Origin of the sequence: Streptococcus sanguinis SK1 = NCTC 7863 (genome assembly GCF_000194945.1) — a bacterium.
In the GTDB taxonomy this organism is placed as follows: Bacteria; Bacillota; Bacilli; order Lactobacillales; family Streptococcaceae; genus Streptococcus; species Streptococcus sanguinis.
The window spans coordinates 1,245,965-1,262,443 of the sequence record NZ_GL878507.1 but is presented as its reverse complement, the minus strand read 5'-3'; the positions used below and the strand labels follow the sequence as shown (position 1 = coordinate 1,262,443).

Genomic DNA, 16,479 nt, shown 5'->3' with positions numbered 1-16,479 from the left:
TGCCATTTTTTTGCGCACTATTATTTTTTTATGGAGGATTGTTTCTATGCGGACAAAAGGAATTGTGCTGCTTTGTAGTTTGGCTTTGCTTCTGGGAGCTTGTCAAGCGGGGAATAATAAGACGACGACGGAGTCATCCTCGGCTAAGACGGAGACAACAGATAAGGACAAGGCTAAGACTTTGGATAAGGGCGTCTGGGAAGACAAGCTTTATGCCCGTCTGACCAAGCTCATCAAGGAAAATGGGAACACCAGCTCTAGCTACGATAAAAATAAAAAACCTTATGCCGTCTTTGACTGGGACAATACGACAGTCATTAACGACATTGGCGAAGCAACCTTTACCTATCAAATTGAAAATCTGGCCTTTAAGATGACTCCGGAAGAATTTGACCAAGCAGTGCGGACCAATATACCAAGCGACGATTTCGTTGAGGATTTCCATAACAAAGATGGTGAACCAGTGAACATTGACAAGATTGCAGCTGACTTGCTTTCTGACTACACGGCTATTTACAATAGCTATAAGGGAATGCAAGGAGACAAGTCTCTGGAAGAAGTCAAAAAGACCGATGAATACCAAGACTTTGCTGCTAAACTCCGCTATCTTTACGAAGCGATTGGTGATACCTTCAGCTCTGACATCAGTTATCCATGGGTGACCTACCTCTATGCAGGTATGACTTCTGAAGAAGTTCAAGCCCTATCTGAAAAGTCTATTGACCAGGCTCTTCAAGACAAGCTAACTTCTGAAACTTGGGAAAGTCCAGAAGGCTTGAAAGGTGAGTCAGGCCAAATCACTGTGACCTTCAAGCGCGGTGTTCGCTCAGTCAAGGAAATGCAAAATCTCTATAAGACTCTGATGGCTAACGGCATTGATGTCTATATCTGCTCAGCGTCTTATATCGATGTGATTATCCCTTATGCTAGCAATTCTAAGTATGGCTACAATATTCCTAAAGAAAATGTTACTGGTATGCGCCTGAAAAAGGATGATAAGGGTGTGATTCAGCCAGAATACGATACCAACTATGCTCAGACTCAGGGTGAGGGCAAGACAGAAACCATCAAGAAGCTAATTGCTGTCAATCATGACAATCAAGAACCAATCCTGATTGCCGGCGACAGTAATGGTGACTATGCTATGCTCAAGGACTTCCCTAAACTGCAAATGGGTATCATCTTCAATCTTCTGAGAGATCCTAGCAAGGGAATCGGTCTTTTGCAAACTAAGGCAATTGAAACTTACGGCCAGGAAGATGCCCTTTACTATCTGCAAGGCCGCGATGAAAATAAAGGTGTACTGCTCAATGGCAGGGAAACTATCAAACTAGATAGTAAGGAAGCCCAGCTAAGCAGATAGCAGGCAGTTCCCTGTCATAGAGAGGAATGGATGCAAAATATGAAAAAAATCATGTTTGTCGGTCCGGTCGGAGTGGGTAAGACTACTCTGACCCAGCGACTGAAAGGCTTGGAGCTAAGCTATTTTAAGACTCAGGCTATTGAGTTCTATGATGCCATCATTGACACGCCCGGAGAATTTCTCCAGCATCGTAAGTATTATAATGCTCTGAACGTGACTGCAACGGAGGCTGATGTGATTGGTCTCTTGGTGGCGGCTTCCAATCAGATGCAGACCTTTCCTCAAGGATTTTCTTCCCTCTTCAATAAAGAAGTGATTGGCATTGTCACCAAGATTGATATGGCTGATAAGGAAGAGCAGATTGAAAAAGCACGGCGGCAGCTGAAAGCAGCTGGAGCCAAGGAAATTTTTGAAATATCAGCGACGGAAAATGAAGGAATTGACCGTCTCCAGGCTTATCTGGAGGCAGACTAGGGATGAAAAGCCGAATATGGTATACTAGATTCTAACAAGGAATCGAGGAAGGAATGTCTATTTATGAAAGTAGAGCACGGTGGAAATGCGGCAGCTTTGGCTGAGGAATTTGGTTTTTCTCTAGAAGACTGTCTGGATTTCAGTGCCAATATCAACCCTTTGGGGATTTCTCCGCGGCTGAGGGCTTGTCTGACCGAGTCCATTGATTGGCTGGTTCATTATCCAGACATCAGCTACAGTCGCTCCAGAGAGCTTTTGGCACATCATCATGGACTAGAAAAGGACAAGGTCCTGTTGGCAAATGGTGCGGTAGAAGTCTTTTATGAGCTGGCCCGCTTCCTGCGTCCAAAAACGGTCCTGACTCTGAGCCCTACTTTCATGGAATATGAAAAAGCCTTTTCGCAAGTGCAGGCCAAGGTGGAGCGCTTTAGCCTTCCTTCTCCATCCTATGAGTGGAATCTAGCTGACATGTTGCCGGCCTTGGATTCACTGACTGCAGGAGACGCTGTACTCATCTGCAATCCCAATAATCCGACAGGTACCCTGATTCGGTGTACTGAATTAGAAAAGTTAGCTGACTACCTGCAGGAGCGGCAAATCTTTTTGATACTGGATGAGGCTTTTATGGACTTTCTGGACGATGAGGAGTCCTATAGCTTCGTATCATGTCTGGCTACCTATCCAAATGCAGTAGTGGTGCGGTCTCTGACCAAGTTTTATGCTATTCCTGGTCTGAGGCTGGGCTATGCTCTTAGCTGCCATCCAACTTGCTTTGATGAGATAGAGGGGAGTCGCGCTCCTTGGTCGGTCAATGCCATGGCGGATCAGGCCCTGCCTGTCCTTTTGGAGGATCAGGACTATCAGGAAGCTACCAAGCAGTGGCTTCGAGTAGAAAGAGATTTCCTTTTTCAAGGACTGACTGCATTTTCACAGCTTCGGCCGGTCAAGCCTAGTGTCAACTATATCTTCTTTGAATATTTAGGTCGGCTGGACCTGCGTCAGGAGCTTCGGCAGAGAAAGATTTTTATCCGTTCCTGTCAAAATTATCATGATCTGACAGACCGGCATTACCGTATAGCCATCCGCAGCCATCAGGAAAATGAACAGCTTCTGGCTTGTCTGACAGAAGTCTTGGCGAAAGAGGCTCCTTATGACTAAGGGAATCGTGTCTTGTCCAGGTTCCTGCGGTGAGTTATTTCAAGGTTTAGTAGGAGAGCAGGAAGTCCTGCTCTCCTATGGGATTGAGAAGCGCAGTCGAGTGAGATTGGACGGAGCTTCGTCTCTCGCAAGGCAAGTCCAAGGTGAAAAGGTAAGGCGAGCTTTGGAGCTCCTGCCTGAGTCCAATGTTTTCTCTTTTGTTCAGGAGTCAGACCTGCCTATCAGCAAGGGCTATTCTAGTAGCACAGCAGATATGGTTAGCTGCCTGCAGGCAGCTGCTCTGGGGCAGAAGCAGCTTCTAAAAGCAGCGGATTTGACGCGTCTCTGTGCCAAGATTGAGCCTACTGACTCGGTGGCTTTTGCGGACTGGACGGTCATTAATCCCCTGACTGGTCGAGTGGTCTGGCAGACAGACTGGCGACCGGAGCTCTATGTTTATATCTTGGAGCCTGTGGAGATGGTGACAACTCTTGACTTGGTTCGGATGAAGGACAGTCCTAGCTATCCGCTTGAGGAGTCCAAGCGCTTGCTTCCTCTCTTTCAGGCGGCTTGTCAGGAGAAGAGTTTGGAAAAACTTGGCCATTTAGCGACCTATAGTGCTTTGTTGAATAACCAACGGCTGCCCAAGCCCTATCTGGAAGAATTACTGAATTTGGTAAAAAAATACCAATGCTTAGGGCTCAATGTTGCCCATAGTGGCACATTAGTTGGTCTGCTGCTGAGCAGGGGACAGCTAGAAGTCTTGCCCAAGCTAGAGGCTGAACTAGCTCGCTCAGCCAGCGGGGCTTATTATCAGACTCGGACCTTGAGCAGGATTATTTTTGAAGGGGTGCAGCCGGTCAGGGAGGAGATAGACTAGTTTGAAAGACTTAGAAAAAATTATTGAGCAGATTCTTCCGATAGACAGAGACAAACTTCAAGAAGGCCAGCGCTACTGTGATCAGCTAGGAAAGCCGCCAGGCTCCTTGGGTAAGCTCGAGACTATCTATGCTCGCTTGCATGCTATGTTTTCTGGTCCCATTGATTTAGAGAAGAAGATTGTTCTCGTCTACGTGGCAGATAATGGCATCGTGGCTGAAGGCGTTTCTGCTAATCCTCAGGAAACGACCTATACTGTTGCTTGCAATATTCTAGCAGGGAAGTCAGGCTTGTGTGCTATTTCCAAACATGCAGGTTCAGACATCTGCCTGGTAGACATTGGCTGCAAGAAGGATATTTTTGAGGAAAATAAGGACAAGGTCTGTCATGGGACGCGTAATATGCTTGTGGATCCAGCCATGACTCGCGAGCAGGCCATAGCGGCAATTCTAGTCGGCTACAAGAAGACTGAGGCCTTAATCAAAGACGGCTATCGTCTCTTTGGAACAGGAGAAATGGGGATTGGCAACACCACCACCTCAGCTGCTGTTATTGCTGCAGTTCTCGGTCTCAAAGCAGAAGATGTCACAGGCTATGGAGCTGGTCTGACTCTGGATATGAAAGCTCATAAAACAGCTGTTATCCAGCAGTGTTTGGATCGTCATGCTCCTTATGGAGATATTCTGGATCTGGCCGCTAAGCTTGGTGGGCTAGATATGTTGGCTATGGCAGGCACTCATCTCGCCTGTGCCCGCTATCAGCTGCCATGTGTAGTGGACGGTCTTATCTCTCTGACGGGGCTTTTGATTGCCCATCAGCTGACTCCTCATGTCTTGGACTATAGCTTTGCTTCCCATGCTTCGACGGAGCCTGCTTACAGACTGGTCAGTGACTTTCTAGGACTTGAGCCCATGCTTTTGCTGGACATGCGACTGGGTGAAGGCTCGGGCTGTCCTTTGGCTTTCTTTCTGCTGGAAAATGCTGTTTATACCATGGAGCACATGCCAACCTTTGCAGAAGGCAGTTTGAAAGAAGAAGATTATGTTGATATTCGCAAAAATGTGACTTAAAGGAGGAAAAATATGCAACTCTATACAAAAACAGGTGATAAGGGCTTGACCAAGCTAGTTGGCGGTCAAAGTGTCGCCAAGGATGCAGAACGGGTTAATGCTTACGGGACCATTGATGAGCTTAACTCTTGGATTGGTTATACCATTACCAAGCTGGACAAGGATGATAAGCTGAGAGATGAGCTGCTCCAGCTGCAGCATTATCTCTTTGACTGTGGTTCAGACCTCTCTACACCAAAGGGAGTTTACCCTTATAAGGTCGATCAGCAACTGATTGACTGGATTGAGGAGAGGATTGATACCTACGCAGAAATTCCACCGGCTCTGGAAAGATTTATCCTGCCAGGCGGTGACGAGATTGCTTCCATGATTCATGTGGCTCGGACCATTGCAAGACGGGCAGAGCGTCATATCGTAGGGGCTATGTGGACTACAGAAATTAACAATAATGTCCTGATTTTTGTCAACCGTCTATCAGATTACTTCTTTGCCTTGGCTCGAGTAATCAACTTTACTAAAAATCAAGAAGACATCGCCTATGAAAGAGGTGCTAAGGTCTTCCACAATATCACCAAGGCAGATGTTGAGCGTTGGGCAAGCAAACGCCAGTGACAAAAAGAAACAGAAAAAGTTCTGTCTTTCCAAATTGACTTTACCAAGTCTTGGAAGGACAGAACTTATTTTGATGTTCTAAAAAAGAAAGCCGCCTATACATCTTCGTATCTTTATGCTAAGCTTCGTTGATTAGCACTAGCTTTCCAATTATTGACTCTGCTCCTTTGCAGAAAGACAAGTGAAACCTCATCTTTAGAAAATTAACGTACTTAAACGTAGAGTCAATAATGGAAACTAAGCTAAAATGTTTGTTCCAAACTGACATCACTACCTTACATCGAGGCATGAAATCTACTAAAATTTAAGAATAAAGACCTGACTTAAAGCTGAAAAGCTTATCACAGTGGCGGGACCGCGCTGGATTTGCACCAGACTTCCATACCCTTAAAAGTACTAAAATCAATTTCCTAGTAACTAGATTGTAACACCTTTCACAGGGAATTACAAGGAAAATGAACTAAATTTTAATAAAAATTTAATTCTTCAAATAAACTTGCCTTTGCTGTGAGATGCGGCACTAAAAATTTCTTATATTAATGACTTTTTTATTGCCATGAAAGCGCTTTTGTGTTATAATTCAATATAGTACAAAGGGGTACTGAAGATAAATAAGCAATGAAGCTATATGAAAATGCTGTGACGTGTGTAGGGGAGCAGTCTTATTTTCATATAGTTTCTTTTTGTTTAAAAATAGATACAACAGAAAGGAGAAAAGATGTATAAGATTTCCTATAAGACTGAATTGCATGTGGGCAAGGGCGCTCTGCAGCAATTAAGCCATTATAAAAACGAGCATATTTTAGTCGTTGCCGATCCTTTTTTGAAGACATCTGGCACGCTGGATGCTATTTTAGCCAACTTTGATGACAACAATGATATTGTTGTTTTCACGGATATTGTGCCTGATCCGCCAATCGAAACGGTTGTGGCTGGTATCAAGAGTGCAGGAGACAAGCCAATCAGTATTGTGCTTTCTATTGGCGGAGGCTCTGCCATTGATGCTTCCAAGGCTATGTATTATTTTGCCAAGAAGCAGGGTGCTTTCTCAGAGGCTATTCTCATCGCCATTCCGACGACAAGCGGAACTGGATCTGAAGTAACGTCTTTTTCTGTCATCACGGATGCAGAGAGAGGTACCAAATATCCTTTAGTGACCAAAGAAATCCTTCCGGATGTTGCGATCTTAGATGCGGATTTGGTTCTGTCACTTCCTGGTAACATCACGGCTGACACTGGAATGGATGTGCTGACCCATGCCATTGAAGCTTATGTATCGACCAAGGCTACGGACTTCTCTGATGCCTTGGCTGAAAAGGCAATCAAGCTGGTCTTTGAATACCTGCCTAAAGCCTACAAAAATGGTCAGGATGTAGAAGCGCGTGAAAAGATGCATGCAGCATCCACTCTGGCTGGTATGGCCTTTAACACAGCTTCTTTGGGTATCAATCACAGTCTGGCACATGCGGCAGGAGCTAAGTTCCATGTACCTCATGGTCGTTTAAACAGTATTTTAATGCCCCATGTCATTCAGTATAATGCTGGTATCGAATTCAACAATCGGAACCGGCAGGCGACAGACAAGACTGTAGCAAGTCGCTATCAGGATATTGCCAAACTACTGGGATGCAGTGCTTCAAGCCCTGTGTCAGGAGTGAGACAGCTGGTTGAAGCTATCAAGAAGCTGCAGAGAAAGTTGGAGATGCCAACTTCTCTCAGAGAATATGGTGTGAAAGCAGATGCTTTTGCTCAGTACAAGGTAGAAATTTCAGAAGCTGCTCTGCATGATGGCTGTACTCCGACTAACCCTCGCGTCCCTACGGCAGAAGAACTGCTTAAAGTATTAGAGAAAGCGTTTTAATCCTCTGAATTGCTGTTATGCCAAAATTATTGTATAATTATTAAGAGCGTGCAGTACACTTCTGAAGGTTTAAAATCATGAAGAAGGTTTACTAAATTGGAAGAAAAACAAAGAATGATACAGGAATACGTTCCTGGGAAACAAGTGACCTTGGCGCACCTTATCGCTAATCCTGATGAAGTCATTTTTGAAAAATTGGGATTGCAGGCAGAAATCAAGGATGCGATTGGAATCTTGACGATCACTCCGAGTGAAGCGGCTATCATTGCGGTTGATATTGCGACCAAGGCTGCGGATGTTCAAGTTGGTTTTGTGGATCGTTTCAGCGGCTCTGTCGTGATGACAGGTGACGTTTCTTCTGTTGAGGCAGCTCTCATTGCCGTTTTACAAGGTCTGGAAGAGATTTTGGGCTTCTCCAGCACTGTCGTAACGCGGACATAAAAAATCAAACTGTCGAGGGGAAGTATGAAAGGCAGAATACTAATTGTTGATGATGATCCAATTGTAAGATTAGATATCCGAAATATATTAGAAGAAGCTGATTATGAAGTGGTGGCTGAGGCGTCCGATGGCTTTGAAGCTATTGATTTGTGTCAGAAATATCGTTGTGACTTGGTCATGATGGACATCAAGCTTCCGCTTCTGGATGGCCTGACAGCAGGTAAGAAGATACTCGAAGATGCTTTAGCCTACAGTGTGATTCTACTGTCAGCCTACAGTGATGAACACTATGTTCAAAAAGCCAAAACTAATGGGATTAGTGCTTACTTGGTTAAACCTTTGGATGCCAAGTCCTTGATTCCAATGGTAGAGGTCTGCATTGAGAAGGGCCGTCAGTTGCAGCAGATGTCCAATGAAATGGTCAAGCTGTCGAAAAAGATAGACGATCGGATTGTGATTGAAAAGGCCAAAGGCTTGCTGATGGCTCGTGATCATTTGTCAGAGCCAGAAGCTTTCAAACGCATTCGGACAATTAGTATGCAAAAGAGAGTGCCGATGATTGAGATTGCCAAATTGCTGGTGCTCCAAGATGATGTGTAATGATGTATAAAGATAAGATAAAGCAGCTTTGTCAGGAACAGACAAATTTGGATGAGGCTGATATCGAGCATCTTGTCCAACAGGCTGATGAATTATTGAAAAACTCAGCTTATGCCAATGAAGATGTCTTCATTGACGTAAAGAATATCTTTTCAGAACATGCCATTGTTATCTTTCATAAAAAGCCGGAAAGCAAGCTCAGCTTGTACGAAAACTCGGTCGTAGGTGCTATGGCTTACCTGGAAAATGAGCCAGGTGTTATCCGGACCTTGGAGACGGGCGCTCCCTCGATTGGGCTTTCGGCCAGATCGCAGGAGGGCTTAGCCATCCACCAGACGGTCTTTCCGATAGTGAGAGAAGAGCGCGTCATCGGAACGCTGATTATCGAAAGAAATGCTCCCCAGACTTTACCGGACCACTTTTCTTTAGATAAAGAGGACGGCGGTTTTGGGTTGCGGAGCACTCCTGAGATTTCAGCTCAAGAGCAGTTTGTTTTATTTGATCATATTGACGAAGCTTGTCTGGTCTTTGACCAGCAGGGCTATCTCAAGTATTTCAATCAAGCAGCTGCCGATTCTTATCGCCATAAGCTGGGCTATATGGACTCGATTGAGGGAATGCACTACAGCAATCTAGTCTTAGACAGTCTGACTTTTGAAGAAATCCAGCAACTGGGACCACAGGCCCCTCAAGAAAAACCTCACCAAGTTGAGGTACATTATGGCACTTATTGCTTTTTGGTCAAACGCTATTTGCTGGCTGAGAGTGAAAATGTGGTCATGATCTGTAAGGATATTACAGATATCAAGGAAAAGGAAGTGCAGCTCTTAACCCATACAACTACCATTCGTGAAATGAACCATCGGGTAAAGAATAACTTGCAAACCGTTGTTTCCTTGCTGCGACTACAGGCTCAGCAAAGTCCAGGAGCAGACACCAAAAAAGCTCTTAACGATAGTATGAATCGTGTGCTCTCCATAGCGGCGACTCACGAGCTCCTGTCTTCTCAGCAGGATGACAGCATTCAGATTGAGCATCTGCTGAAGAGAGTTATCGAAAATGTTCAGCGTTGTTTTTCCGGGCCACTTCACTGGCGCTAATCGTCAATGAATTACTGCAGAACAGCTATGAACATGCTTTTAAGGACAAAAAAAATCCAGAAAAACCGCAAATCCGTTTGCAGGTTGGACTTAAAAATGATATAATAACTTTAAAAGTACTGGATAATGGTAGCGGTTACAATCAAGAGCATTCCTTTGAAAATCATCTGGGTCTACTCTTGGTGGAGCGCTTTGTCCAAGGAAAATTGTTTGGAACCTTGTCTATCCACTCAGACCATGAGGGAACGGCAACGACCATTCGTTTTAAAAAATAAATATTACCAGACTAACAATGATGTCAGTCGAAAAAAGCAATGACGCTTGAAGAATGTAAATGAACTCTGTTTGTTTGCATTGCTTTGAGCGTCTTTTTTTGGAGGTTTTTAGTATGTCAGATAAAATTTTGAGTGTGGGGCTCGATATCGGGACAGCCACTACACAGCTGATCTTGTCAGAGCTTACCATCGAGAATATTGCTTCTGTGTTTACTATTCCTCGTGTCTATATTACAGATAAAAAAGTTCTTTATAAAAGTGAAATTATCTTCACACCAATTTCAGATCAACTTTTGATCGAGGTGGATAAGATCAAAAACTTTGTCCTGAATGAGTATGCGAAAGCAGGCATTCAGAAAAAAGACATTCAGATGGGAGCAGTCATCATTACTGGTGAGACGGCTCGCAAGGAAAATGCCAGCCAGGTGCTCCAAGCACTGAGTGGTTATGCTGGTGACTTTGTCGTTGCGACGGCTGGCCCAGACCTTGAGAGTATCATCGCCGGTAAAGGGGCCTGCAGTCATCAATATTCTCAAGAGCATCATACATCAGTAGTCAATATTGATATTGGTGGGGGGACTTCCAATCTGGCAGCCTTCCGAGAAGGAGATGTGATTGATACAGGATGTTTTGATATCGGAGGTCGGCTGATAAAAATCGATCCGCAGACCCAGCGGATTAGCTATATCGCTCCAAAACTGCAAACGATCATTGCAGAGCAGGGACTTCAGTTGGCAGTTGGTGAAACGGTCCATCGGGCTGATTTGGATCGGCTGATTCAAGAAATGGTCTCCGTGTTAGAACAGTCTGTAGGAATTGACAATCACAGTCCTTACTATGAGCTTCTACAGACCAACCACGGTCTCAAGTTGAACTATGATCTCCACTGTGTATCTTTCTCAGGTGGTGTAGCTGATGGAGTATACTTGGAAACGACCTCGGCGGATGATTTCCGCTATGGGGATATCGGTATCCTGCTTGGCAGGGCGCTGAGAAAATCCAAGATTTTTGATCAAAAGAAAGTCATCCAGTCAGCTGAGACCATTCGGGCAACCGTTGTTGGAGCCGGCAGCCATACGACCGATGTCAGCGGCAGTACCATTACCTACATCTCCGATATCCTTCCTATTAAGAACATTCCAGTTCTCAAACTGGCAGCTTCTGATGAGCATGAGGATAAGGAGGGGTTGCAGCAGATTATCAAGGACAAGGTAGCCTGGTTCACACTGGAAAATGAAGTCCAGCAGGTGGCTTTGGCAATCAATGGAGAAAAAAGCCCAAGCTTCGCCCGGGTTTTGGAATACGCAGAGGCTATTGTCAGTGGAATGAGCGAAAGCATTGAAAAGAAAATTCCGCTGCTAGTAGTGGTCAGAGAAGATATGGCCAAGGTTCTAGGTCAATGTCTCTTTGCTCAGTTGCCTAAGGATTATCCATTTGTCTGCATTGACTCAGTGGATGTTCAAAATGGCGACTATATCGATATTGGTAATCCAGTCATTGAGGGATCGGTCCTACCAATTGTCGTGAAAACATTGGTGTTTAATTAAACTTTTATTTACACTAAGGAGGAAGTAATCCATGATTTTGAAAACAAAATTGTTTGGTCGGCTTTACGAATTTAAATCCGTAAAAGAAGTGCTGGCCAAAGCCAATGAGTACAAATCAGGGGATCAGCTAGCGGGAGTAGCAGCAGAATCTGCCGAAGAGCGCGTTGCTGCTAAGGTTGTACTAGCTCAGCTGAAATTATCTGATTTGTTCAATAATCCAGTAGTTCCTTATGAAGAAGATGAGGTAACACGGATTATCATTGATGATGTCAATCTTCGTACTTACGAAAAGATTAAGAATTGGACAGTAGAAGAGCTGCGTGAATGGATCTTGGATAACAAGACTAAGAACGTAGACATTCAGTGGCTGTCTCGTGGGTTGACTTCTGAAATGGTAGCAGCAGTCGCTAAGTTGATGACCAACTTGGACTTGATTGTCGCTGCCAATAAGATTATCATTACCAAACATGCTAATACAACGATTGGTATGCCAGGAACATTCTCCTCCCGTCTTCAGCCTAACCATACCACAGATGATCCAGACGGTATCATGGCTTCTACTATGGAAGGTTTTGCTTATGGATGTGGGGATGCTCTCTTAGGATTGAACCCAGTAGATGACTCAGTAGAAAGTACCAAACGCGTCTTGCATAAGTTTAACGACTTCATCGAAGAGTACAAGATTCCAACTCAGCACTGTGTGCTAGCTCACGTTACTACTCAGATAGAAGCCATGAATCAAGGTGCTCCGACAGGATTGGTCTTCCAGTCTATCGCTGGATCTGAAAAAGGAAATGAAGCCTTTGGTTTTGATGCTAAAATCATTCAAGAAGCTTGGGATACAGCTCTGAAAGTGGGAACAGCTGCTGGACCGAATGTCATGTACTTTGAAACAGGTCAAGGTTCTGAACTTTCATCTGATGCTCACCATGGAGCAGACCAAGTGACTATGGAAGCTCGTTGTTATGGTTTCGCTAAACGCTTCGATCCATTCTTGGTAAATACCGTTGTTGGATTCATTGGACCTGAGTATCTCTACGATTCTAAGCAGGTTATCCGTGCTGGTTTGGAAGACCACTTCATGGGCAAACTAACTGGTATCTCAATGGGTTGTGATATCTGTTACACTAACCACATGAAAGCTGACCAAAACGACGCTGAAAATCTCTTGGTTCTTCTCGGAGCAGCTAATGTTAACTACATCATGGCGATTCCTCATGGTGACGATATCATGCTTAACTATCAAACAACTGGTTACCATGAAACAGCAACCATGCGTTCACTTCTCAATAAACGTCCGATCAAGGAATTTGAAGAGTGGATGGAAAAAATGGGCTTGATGGAAGATGGTCACCTGACAGAAATCGGCGGAGACGGCTCCATCTTTATGAAATCAAATTAGCAAGGAGGAAATCATTGTGGATGAATTGCAATTAAAAGAAATGATTCGCTCATTGTTAAATGAGATGGGCGGCGACTCAGCTGCTAAAGAAACGGTAGCAACTGAACAAAATAAAGCTGAAAATCCTCCTGTTTCGGAAGAAGCTGAACCTACAGTTTCTCTGCAGGAAGAAGTCAAACAAGACACTTCAGTGATTGAAGATGGCATCATTCCAGATATAACGGAAGTAGATATTCAGGAGCAGTTCTTGGTGCCTAATGCCATCAATGAAGAAGCCTACCGGAAGATTAAGAAATTTACTCCTGCACGTTTGGGCTTATGGCGAGCAGGCGATCGCTACAAGACACAGAGTGTTTTGCGTTTCCGTGCAGACCATGCGGCAGCTCAGGATGCGGTCTTCTCCTATGTATCAGATGACTTTATCAAGGAAATGGGCTTCATTCCTGTACAGACTAAGGCGACTACTAAAGATGAATACTTGACACGTCCAGATTTTGGCCGGGTCTTCCCTGAAGATCAGCAGGCTATTATCAAGGAAAAATGCAAACCTAATGCTAAAGTTCAGATTGTCGTTGGTGATGGTCTTAGTTCATCAGCTATCGAGGCTAACGTCAAAGACTTCCTGCCAGCTCTGAAGCAAGGTCTGAAAATGTTCGGACTGGACTTTGGTGAAGTACTCTTTATCAAGCATGCTCGGGTTGCAGCTATGGACCAAATCGCAGAGCTGACTGGTGCAGAAGTTATCTGTATGCTGGTCGGTGAGCGTCCAGGTCTGGTAACAGCTGAGTCTATGAGTGCTTATCTGGCTTACAAGCCAACAGTTGGTATGCCGGAAGCGAAACGGACTGTTGTTTCCAATATTCATAAAGGCGGAACACCAGCCGTTGAAGCTGGAGCCTATGTAGCAGAAATCATTAAGAAGATTCTTGATAATAAGAAATCAGGAATTGATTTGAAATAATAGGAGGTAGTGGCTTTGAAAAATGATCGATTAGGTGCAAATGTATTAAGTGCCCTTCTGATTTCAAACGTGGATGCAGGTTTGGCAGCTTCTTTGGAGCTTAAACCACATCACAGAAGCCTGGGAATTATCACTTCTGACTGTGATGATGTCACTTATGTAGCCTTGGATGAAGCAACCAAGGCAGCAGATGTCGAAGTGGTCTATGCTCGCAGTATGTATGCTGGTGCAGGCAACGCTTCAACTAAGCTGGCTGGTGAAGTCATCGGTATCTTGGCTGGTCCAAACCCAGAAGAAGTTCGCAGCGGTCTGGATGTAGCAGTCTATGAAATCGAAAATGGGGCTAGCTTCTACAGTGCCAATGATGATGACAGTATTCCTTATTTTGCTCATTGTATCTCTCGTGCAGGTTCTTACCTGTCAGAGGGGGCTAATGCAGAAGAAGGAACAGCGATTGCTTACTTGATTGCTCCACCGGGTGAAGCTATGGTGGCACTGGATGCGGCTTTGAAAGCGGCTGATGTGCAGGTTGGAGCCTTCTACGGACCACCAAGTGAAACCAACTTTGCCGGCGGACTTCTGGTCGGATCACAGTCAGCATGCCGAGCTGCCTGCGACGCATTTGCGAATGCAGTTATCGCAGTAGCAAATGATCCTAAAAGTTATTGATTAGGAGTTGATTAAATGGCAGATAGAGCACTAGGTTTAATTGAAGTAAAAGGTTATCTAGGTGCTGTAGTTGCGGCAGATGCGGCTTTGAAGGCTGCCAATGTATCATTGCTTAATATTGAAACGGTCAAAGCTGGTTTGAATACGGTTCAATTGATAGGCGATGTCAGTGCAGTCCGCTCAGCGGTTGATGCAGCAGTTGAGTTGGTACAAGATAAACCTTACTATCTGGCCAGCCATGTAATTTCTAGGCTGGATAATCAGACAGACCTTCTCTTTGTACCAAAGAGAAACAGTAAAACAGTTAAAAAAGAGATTGCTTCTACGGCGGAAACAATCCCTTCAGAAAAAATCGAAGAAAAGCCTCAGCCTGTAAAGGAAACTAAGGCTGAACCAGCAGAGAAGCTTGAAGGAGAGACAAGGACCTACACCAGAGAAGAACTGGAAAAACTAAAAGTCGTCGAACTACGCAGCCTTGCCTATCATCAAGAAGGTATCCGTCTCAGCAAGAAAGAAATCAAATTTGCTAATAAGAAACTTCTCGTTGAGACTTTGATGGAAACAATAGGAGAGGAGTAATTGCGGATGTTTTTAGAAGATAAAGATTTGGTATCGATTCAGGAAGTAAGGAATTTGATTCGGGATGCAAAGAAAGCCCAAGCAGAACTTGCTAAAATGAGTCAAGAACAAATTGATACCATTGTAAAAGTAGTAGCGAAAGCTTGTTATGATGAGCGTGAACGCCTAGCTAAAATGGCGGCTCAGGAAACTGGCTTTGGCCGCTGGGAAGACAAGGTGTTGAAAAATGCTCTTGCTTCCAAAGGTATTCTTGAAGAAATCAAGGATATGAAAACGGTTGGGGTTCTCAGCGAAGACAAGGAAAAGAAAGTCTTGGAAGTTGGGGTTCCAGTCGGTGTCATTGCTGGCTTGATTCCATCAACCAACCCGACATCAACGGTTATGTATAAGGCTTTGATCGCCTTGAAGGCAGGAAACAGTATCGTCTTCTCTCCTCACCCAAATGCTCTTAAGTGTATTGAGGAAACGGTGGAAATCATCAAGAGAGCTGCTAAATCAGCTGGATGTCCGGATGGAGCTATCAGTGCGATTCATCGGGTATCCATCGCAGCTACAAATGAGTTGATGCGACACAAGGATACAAATCTGATTTTGGCGACTGGTGGAAATGCTATGGTCAAAGCAGCATACTCATCTGGCACACCAGCAATCGGTGTAGGTCCTGGTAATGGTCCAGCCTTCATCGAAAGAACAGCAGATGTGCCAAAAGCAGTTCGTCAGATTTTGGATTCTAAAACTTTTGACAATGGTGTAATTTGTGCATCTGAGCAGTCTATCATCGTCGAAGAAGATATGAAGGAAAAGGTTGTAGCAGAGTTCAAGAAACAAGGTGCTTACTTTGTTCCAGCAGAAGATGCTAAGAAACTAGGCTCCTTCATTATCCAGCCGAGTGGTGCGATGAATCCGAAAATGGTTGGTAAAACACCGCAAGTGATTGCTGAGTTAGCTGGTATTTCAGTTCCAGCAGATGCTCGGGTCTTGATTGCAGAAGAAACAGGCGTCGGCAAGCAGTATCCATATTCTATGGAAAAACTGGCTCCAGTCTTGGGCTTCTATACTGTCAAGGACTGGTTGGAAGCTTGTGAGCTGAGTATTAAGATTTTGCATCACGAAGGTGCAGGCCACACTCTTGCTATTCACAGTCAAAATGAAGAAATTATTCGTGAATTTGCACTGAAAAAACCAGTATCTCGTCTGCTGATTAATACGCCAGCAGCTCTAGGTGGTGTCGGTGCAACGACTGGTCTCTTCCCAGCCTTTACTTTGGGTTGTGGAGCTGTGGGAGGCAGCGCGACATCTGATAATGTCAGCCCGCTCAATCTCTTCAATATCCGTCGTGTAGCTTACGGTACATCAGAACTGTCAGACCTGCGACAAGCAGAAAATATGGCAGTGGAAGAACCAAAAGCAGTAGCAGTTGACGGATCAAACGAAGAAGAACTGGTAACCTTATTGGTTCAACGCGTATTGGAAAAACTAAAATAGTCAATATTAAACATTATAATTGGA

At 44.5% G+C, this 16,479-nt stretch carries 15 protein-coding genes, 1 pseudogene and 1 riboswitch; all 16 genes and pseudogenes read left to right on the top strand.

The genetic code is table 11. The features are described 5' to 3' along the window. The first annotated feature begins 46 nt into the window (after positions 1–46). The 16 genes and pseudogenes from HMPREF9378_RS04935 to HMPREF9378_RS05005 all read left to right on the top strand — a co-directional run bounded on the left by HMPREF9378_RS04935 (position 47) and on the right by HMPREF9378_RS05005 (position 16,455). Complete coding sequence (locus tag HMPREF9378_RS04935) at positions 47–1,363, top strand: HAD family hydrolase (RefSeq protein ID WP_002901070.1); 1,317 nt, start codon at positions 47–49, stop codon at positions 1,361–1,363. 39 nt (positions 1,364–1,402) lie between these two features. Beyond that, a complete protein-coding gene (locus HMPREF9378_RS04940; protein WP_011836561.1) occupies positions 1,403–1,837 on the top strand; it encodes a EutP/PduV family microcompartment system protein in 435 nt (144 codons plus the stop codon). Positions 1,838–1,900: 63 nt separating this feature from the next. Further along, the gene (gene cobD, locus HMPREF9378_RS04945; protein WP_002913864.1) at positions 1,901–2,995 is read left to right on the top strand and encodes a threonine-phosphate decarboxylase CobD; all 1,095 of its coding nucleotides are present in this window, start codon (positions 1,901–1,903) and stop codon (positions 2,993–2,995) included. Continuing rightward, positions 2,988–3,854 carry a GHMP family kinase ATP-binding protein gene (locus tag HMPREF9378_RS04950; protein WP_002901068.1) on the top strand — a complete coding sequence of 289 codons (867 nt, stop codon included), beginning with the start codon at positions 2,988–2,990 and terminating at the stop codon, positions 3,852–3,854. Before cobD ends, HMPREF9378_RS04950 begins: the two co-directional genes overlap by 8 nt. 1 nt (position 3,855) lies before the next feature. Further along, positions 3,856–4,923, top strand: coding sequence for a nicotinate-nucleotide--dimethylbenzimidazole phosphoribosyltransferase (gene cobT, locus HMPREF9378_RS04955; RefSeq protein WP_002901067.1), 1,068 nt, complete (start codon positions 3,856–3,858; stop codon positions 4,921–4,923). Positions 4,924–4,935: 12 nt separating this feature from the next. Beyond that, the gene (locus HMPREF9378_RS04960) at positions 4,936–5,535 is read left to right on the top strand and encodes a cob(I)yrinic acid a,c-diamide adenosyltransferase (protein ID WP_002896396.1); all 600 of its coding nucleotides are present in this window, start codon (positions 4,936–4,938) and stop codon (positions 5,533–5,535) included. A 259-nt stretch (positions 5,536–5,794) separates the two neighbouring features. Further along, a riboswitch (adenosylcobalamin (AdoCbl) riboswitch) is annotated at positions 5,795–5,943 on the bottom strand. 310 nt (positions 5,944–6,253) lie between these two features. After that, on the top strand, positions 6,254–7,396 hold the full coding sequence (locus HMPREF9378_RS04965) for a 1-propanol dehydrogenase PduQ (protein WP_002901066.1): 1,143 nt from the start codon (positions 6,254–6,256) through the stop codon (positions 7,394–7,396). A 96-nt stretch (positions 7,397–7,492) separates the two neighbouring features. After that, positions 7,493–7,837, top strand: coding sequence for a BMC domain-containing protein (locus tag HMPREF9378_RS04970; protein ID WP_002898216.1), 345 nt, complete (start codon positions 7,493–7,495; stop codon positions 7,835–7,837). Between the two features lie 24 nt (positions 7,838–7,861). Further along, positions 7,862–8,437, top strand: coding sequence for an ANTAR domain-containing response regulator (locus HMPREF9378_RS04975; protein ID WP_002898214.1), 576 nt, complete (start codon positions 7,862–7,864; stop codon positions 8,435–8,437). Continuing rightward, positions 8,437–9,812, top strand: a pseudogene (locus tag HMPREF9378_RS0110935) (histidine kinase N-terminal domain-containing protein). Before HMPREF9378_RS04975 ends, HMPREF9378_RS0110935 begins: the two are co-directional and overlap by 1 nt. A gap of 113 nt (positions 9,813–9,925) precedes the next feature. Then, positions 9,926–11,359, top strand: coding sequence for an ethanolamine ammonia-lyase reactivating factor EutA (gene eutA / locus HMPREF9378_RS04980; protein WP_002901064.1), 1,434 nt, complete (start codon positions 9,926–9,928; stop codon positions 11,357–11,359). Positions 11,360–11,390: 31 nt separating this feature from the next. After that, on the top strand, positions 11,391–12,761 hold the full coding sequence (locus tag HMPREF9378_RS04985; protein ID WP_002901063.1) for an ethanolamine ammonia-lyase subunit EutB: 1,371 nt from the start codon (positions 11,391–11,393) through the stop codon (positions 12,759–12,761). A 16-nt stretch (positions 12,762–12,777) separates the two neighbouring features. Beyond that, entirely contained in the window at positions 12,778–13,722 is a 945-nt protein-coding gene (eutC, locus tag HMPREF9378_RS04990; RefSeq protein ID WP_002901062.1) for an ethanolamine ammonia-lyase subunit EutC, read from the top strand. Between the two features lie 15 nt (positions 13,723–13,737). Next, positions 13,738–14,391 carry an ethanolamine utilization microcompartment protein EutL gene (gene eutL, locus HMPREF9378_RS04995; RefSeq protein WP_009659835.1) on the top strand — a complete coding sequence of 218 codons (654 nt, stop codon included), beginning with the start codon at positions 13,738–13,740 and terminating at the stop codon, positions 14,389–14,391. 15 nt (positions 14,392–14,406) lie between these two features. Next, positions 14,407–14,970, top strand: a complete 564-nt coding sequence (locus HMPREF9378_RS05000; protein WP_002901060.1) for a BMC domain-containing protein — start codon at positions 14,407–14,409, stop codon at positions 14,968–14,970. 6 nt (positions 14,971–14,976) lie between these two features. Then, positions 14,977–16,455, top strand: a complete 1,479-nt coding sequence (locus HMPREF9378_RS05005) for an acetaldehyde dehydrogenase (acetylating) (protein WP_002913861.1) — start codon at positions 14,977–14,979, stop codon at positions 16,453–16,455. Positions 16,456–16,479 lie beyond the last annotated feature (24 nt).

Excerpts from the sequence above, each read along its gene's own strand:
- HMPREF9378_RS04935 (WP_002901070.1), top strand. The coding sequence starts at position 47 with ATGCGGACAAAAGGAATTGTGCTGCTTTGTAGTTTGGCTTTGCTTCTG.
- HMPREF9378_RS04940 (WP_011836561.1), top strand. The coding sequence starts at position 1,403 with ATGAAAAAAATCATGTTTGTCGGTCCGGTCGGAGTGGGTAAGACTACT.
- cobD (WP_002913864.1), top strand. The coding sequence starts at position 1,901 with ATGAAAGTAGAGCACGGTGGAAATGCGGCAGCTTTGGCTGAGGAATTT.
- HMPREF9378_RS04950 (WP_002901068.1), top strand. The coding sequence starts at position 2,988 with ATGACTAAGGGAATCGTGTCTTGTCCAGGTTCCTGCGGTGAGTTATTT.
- HMPREF9378_RS04960 (WP_002896396.1), top strand. The coding sequence starts at position 4,936 with ATGCAACTCTATACAAAAACAGGTGATAAGGGCTTGACCAAGCTAGTT.
- HMPREF9378_RS04965 (WP_002901066.1), top strand. The coding sequence starts at position 6,254 with ATGTATAAGATTTCCTATAAGACTGAATTGCATGTGGGCAAGGGCGCT.
- HMPREF9378_RS04975 (WP_002898214.1), top strand. The coding sequence starts at position 7,862 with ATGAAAGGCAGAATACTAATTGTTGATGATGATCCAATTGTAAGATTA.
- eutA (WP_002901064.1), top strand. The coding sequence starts at position 9,926 with ATGTCAGATAAAATTTTGAGTGTGGGGCTCGATATCGGGACAGCCACT.
- HMPREF9378_RS04985 (WP_002901063.1), top strand. The coding sequence starts at position 11,391 with ATGATTTTGAAAACAAAATTGTTTGGTCGGCTTTACGAATTTAAATCC.
- HMPREF9378_RS05000 (WP_002901060.1), top strand. The coding sequence starts at position 14,407 with ATGGCAGATAGAGCACTAGGTTTAATTGAAGTAAAAGGTTATCTAGGT.
- HMPREF9378_RS05005 (WP_002913861.1), top strand. The coding sequence starts at position 14,977 with ATGTTTTTAGAAGATAAAGATTTGGTATCGATTCAGGAAGTAAGGAAT.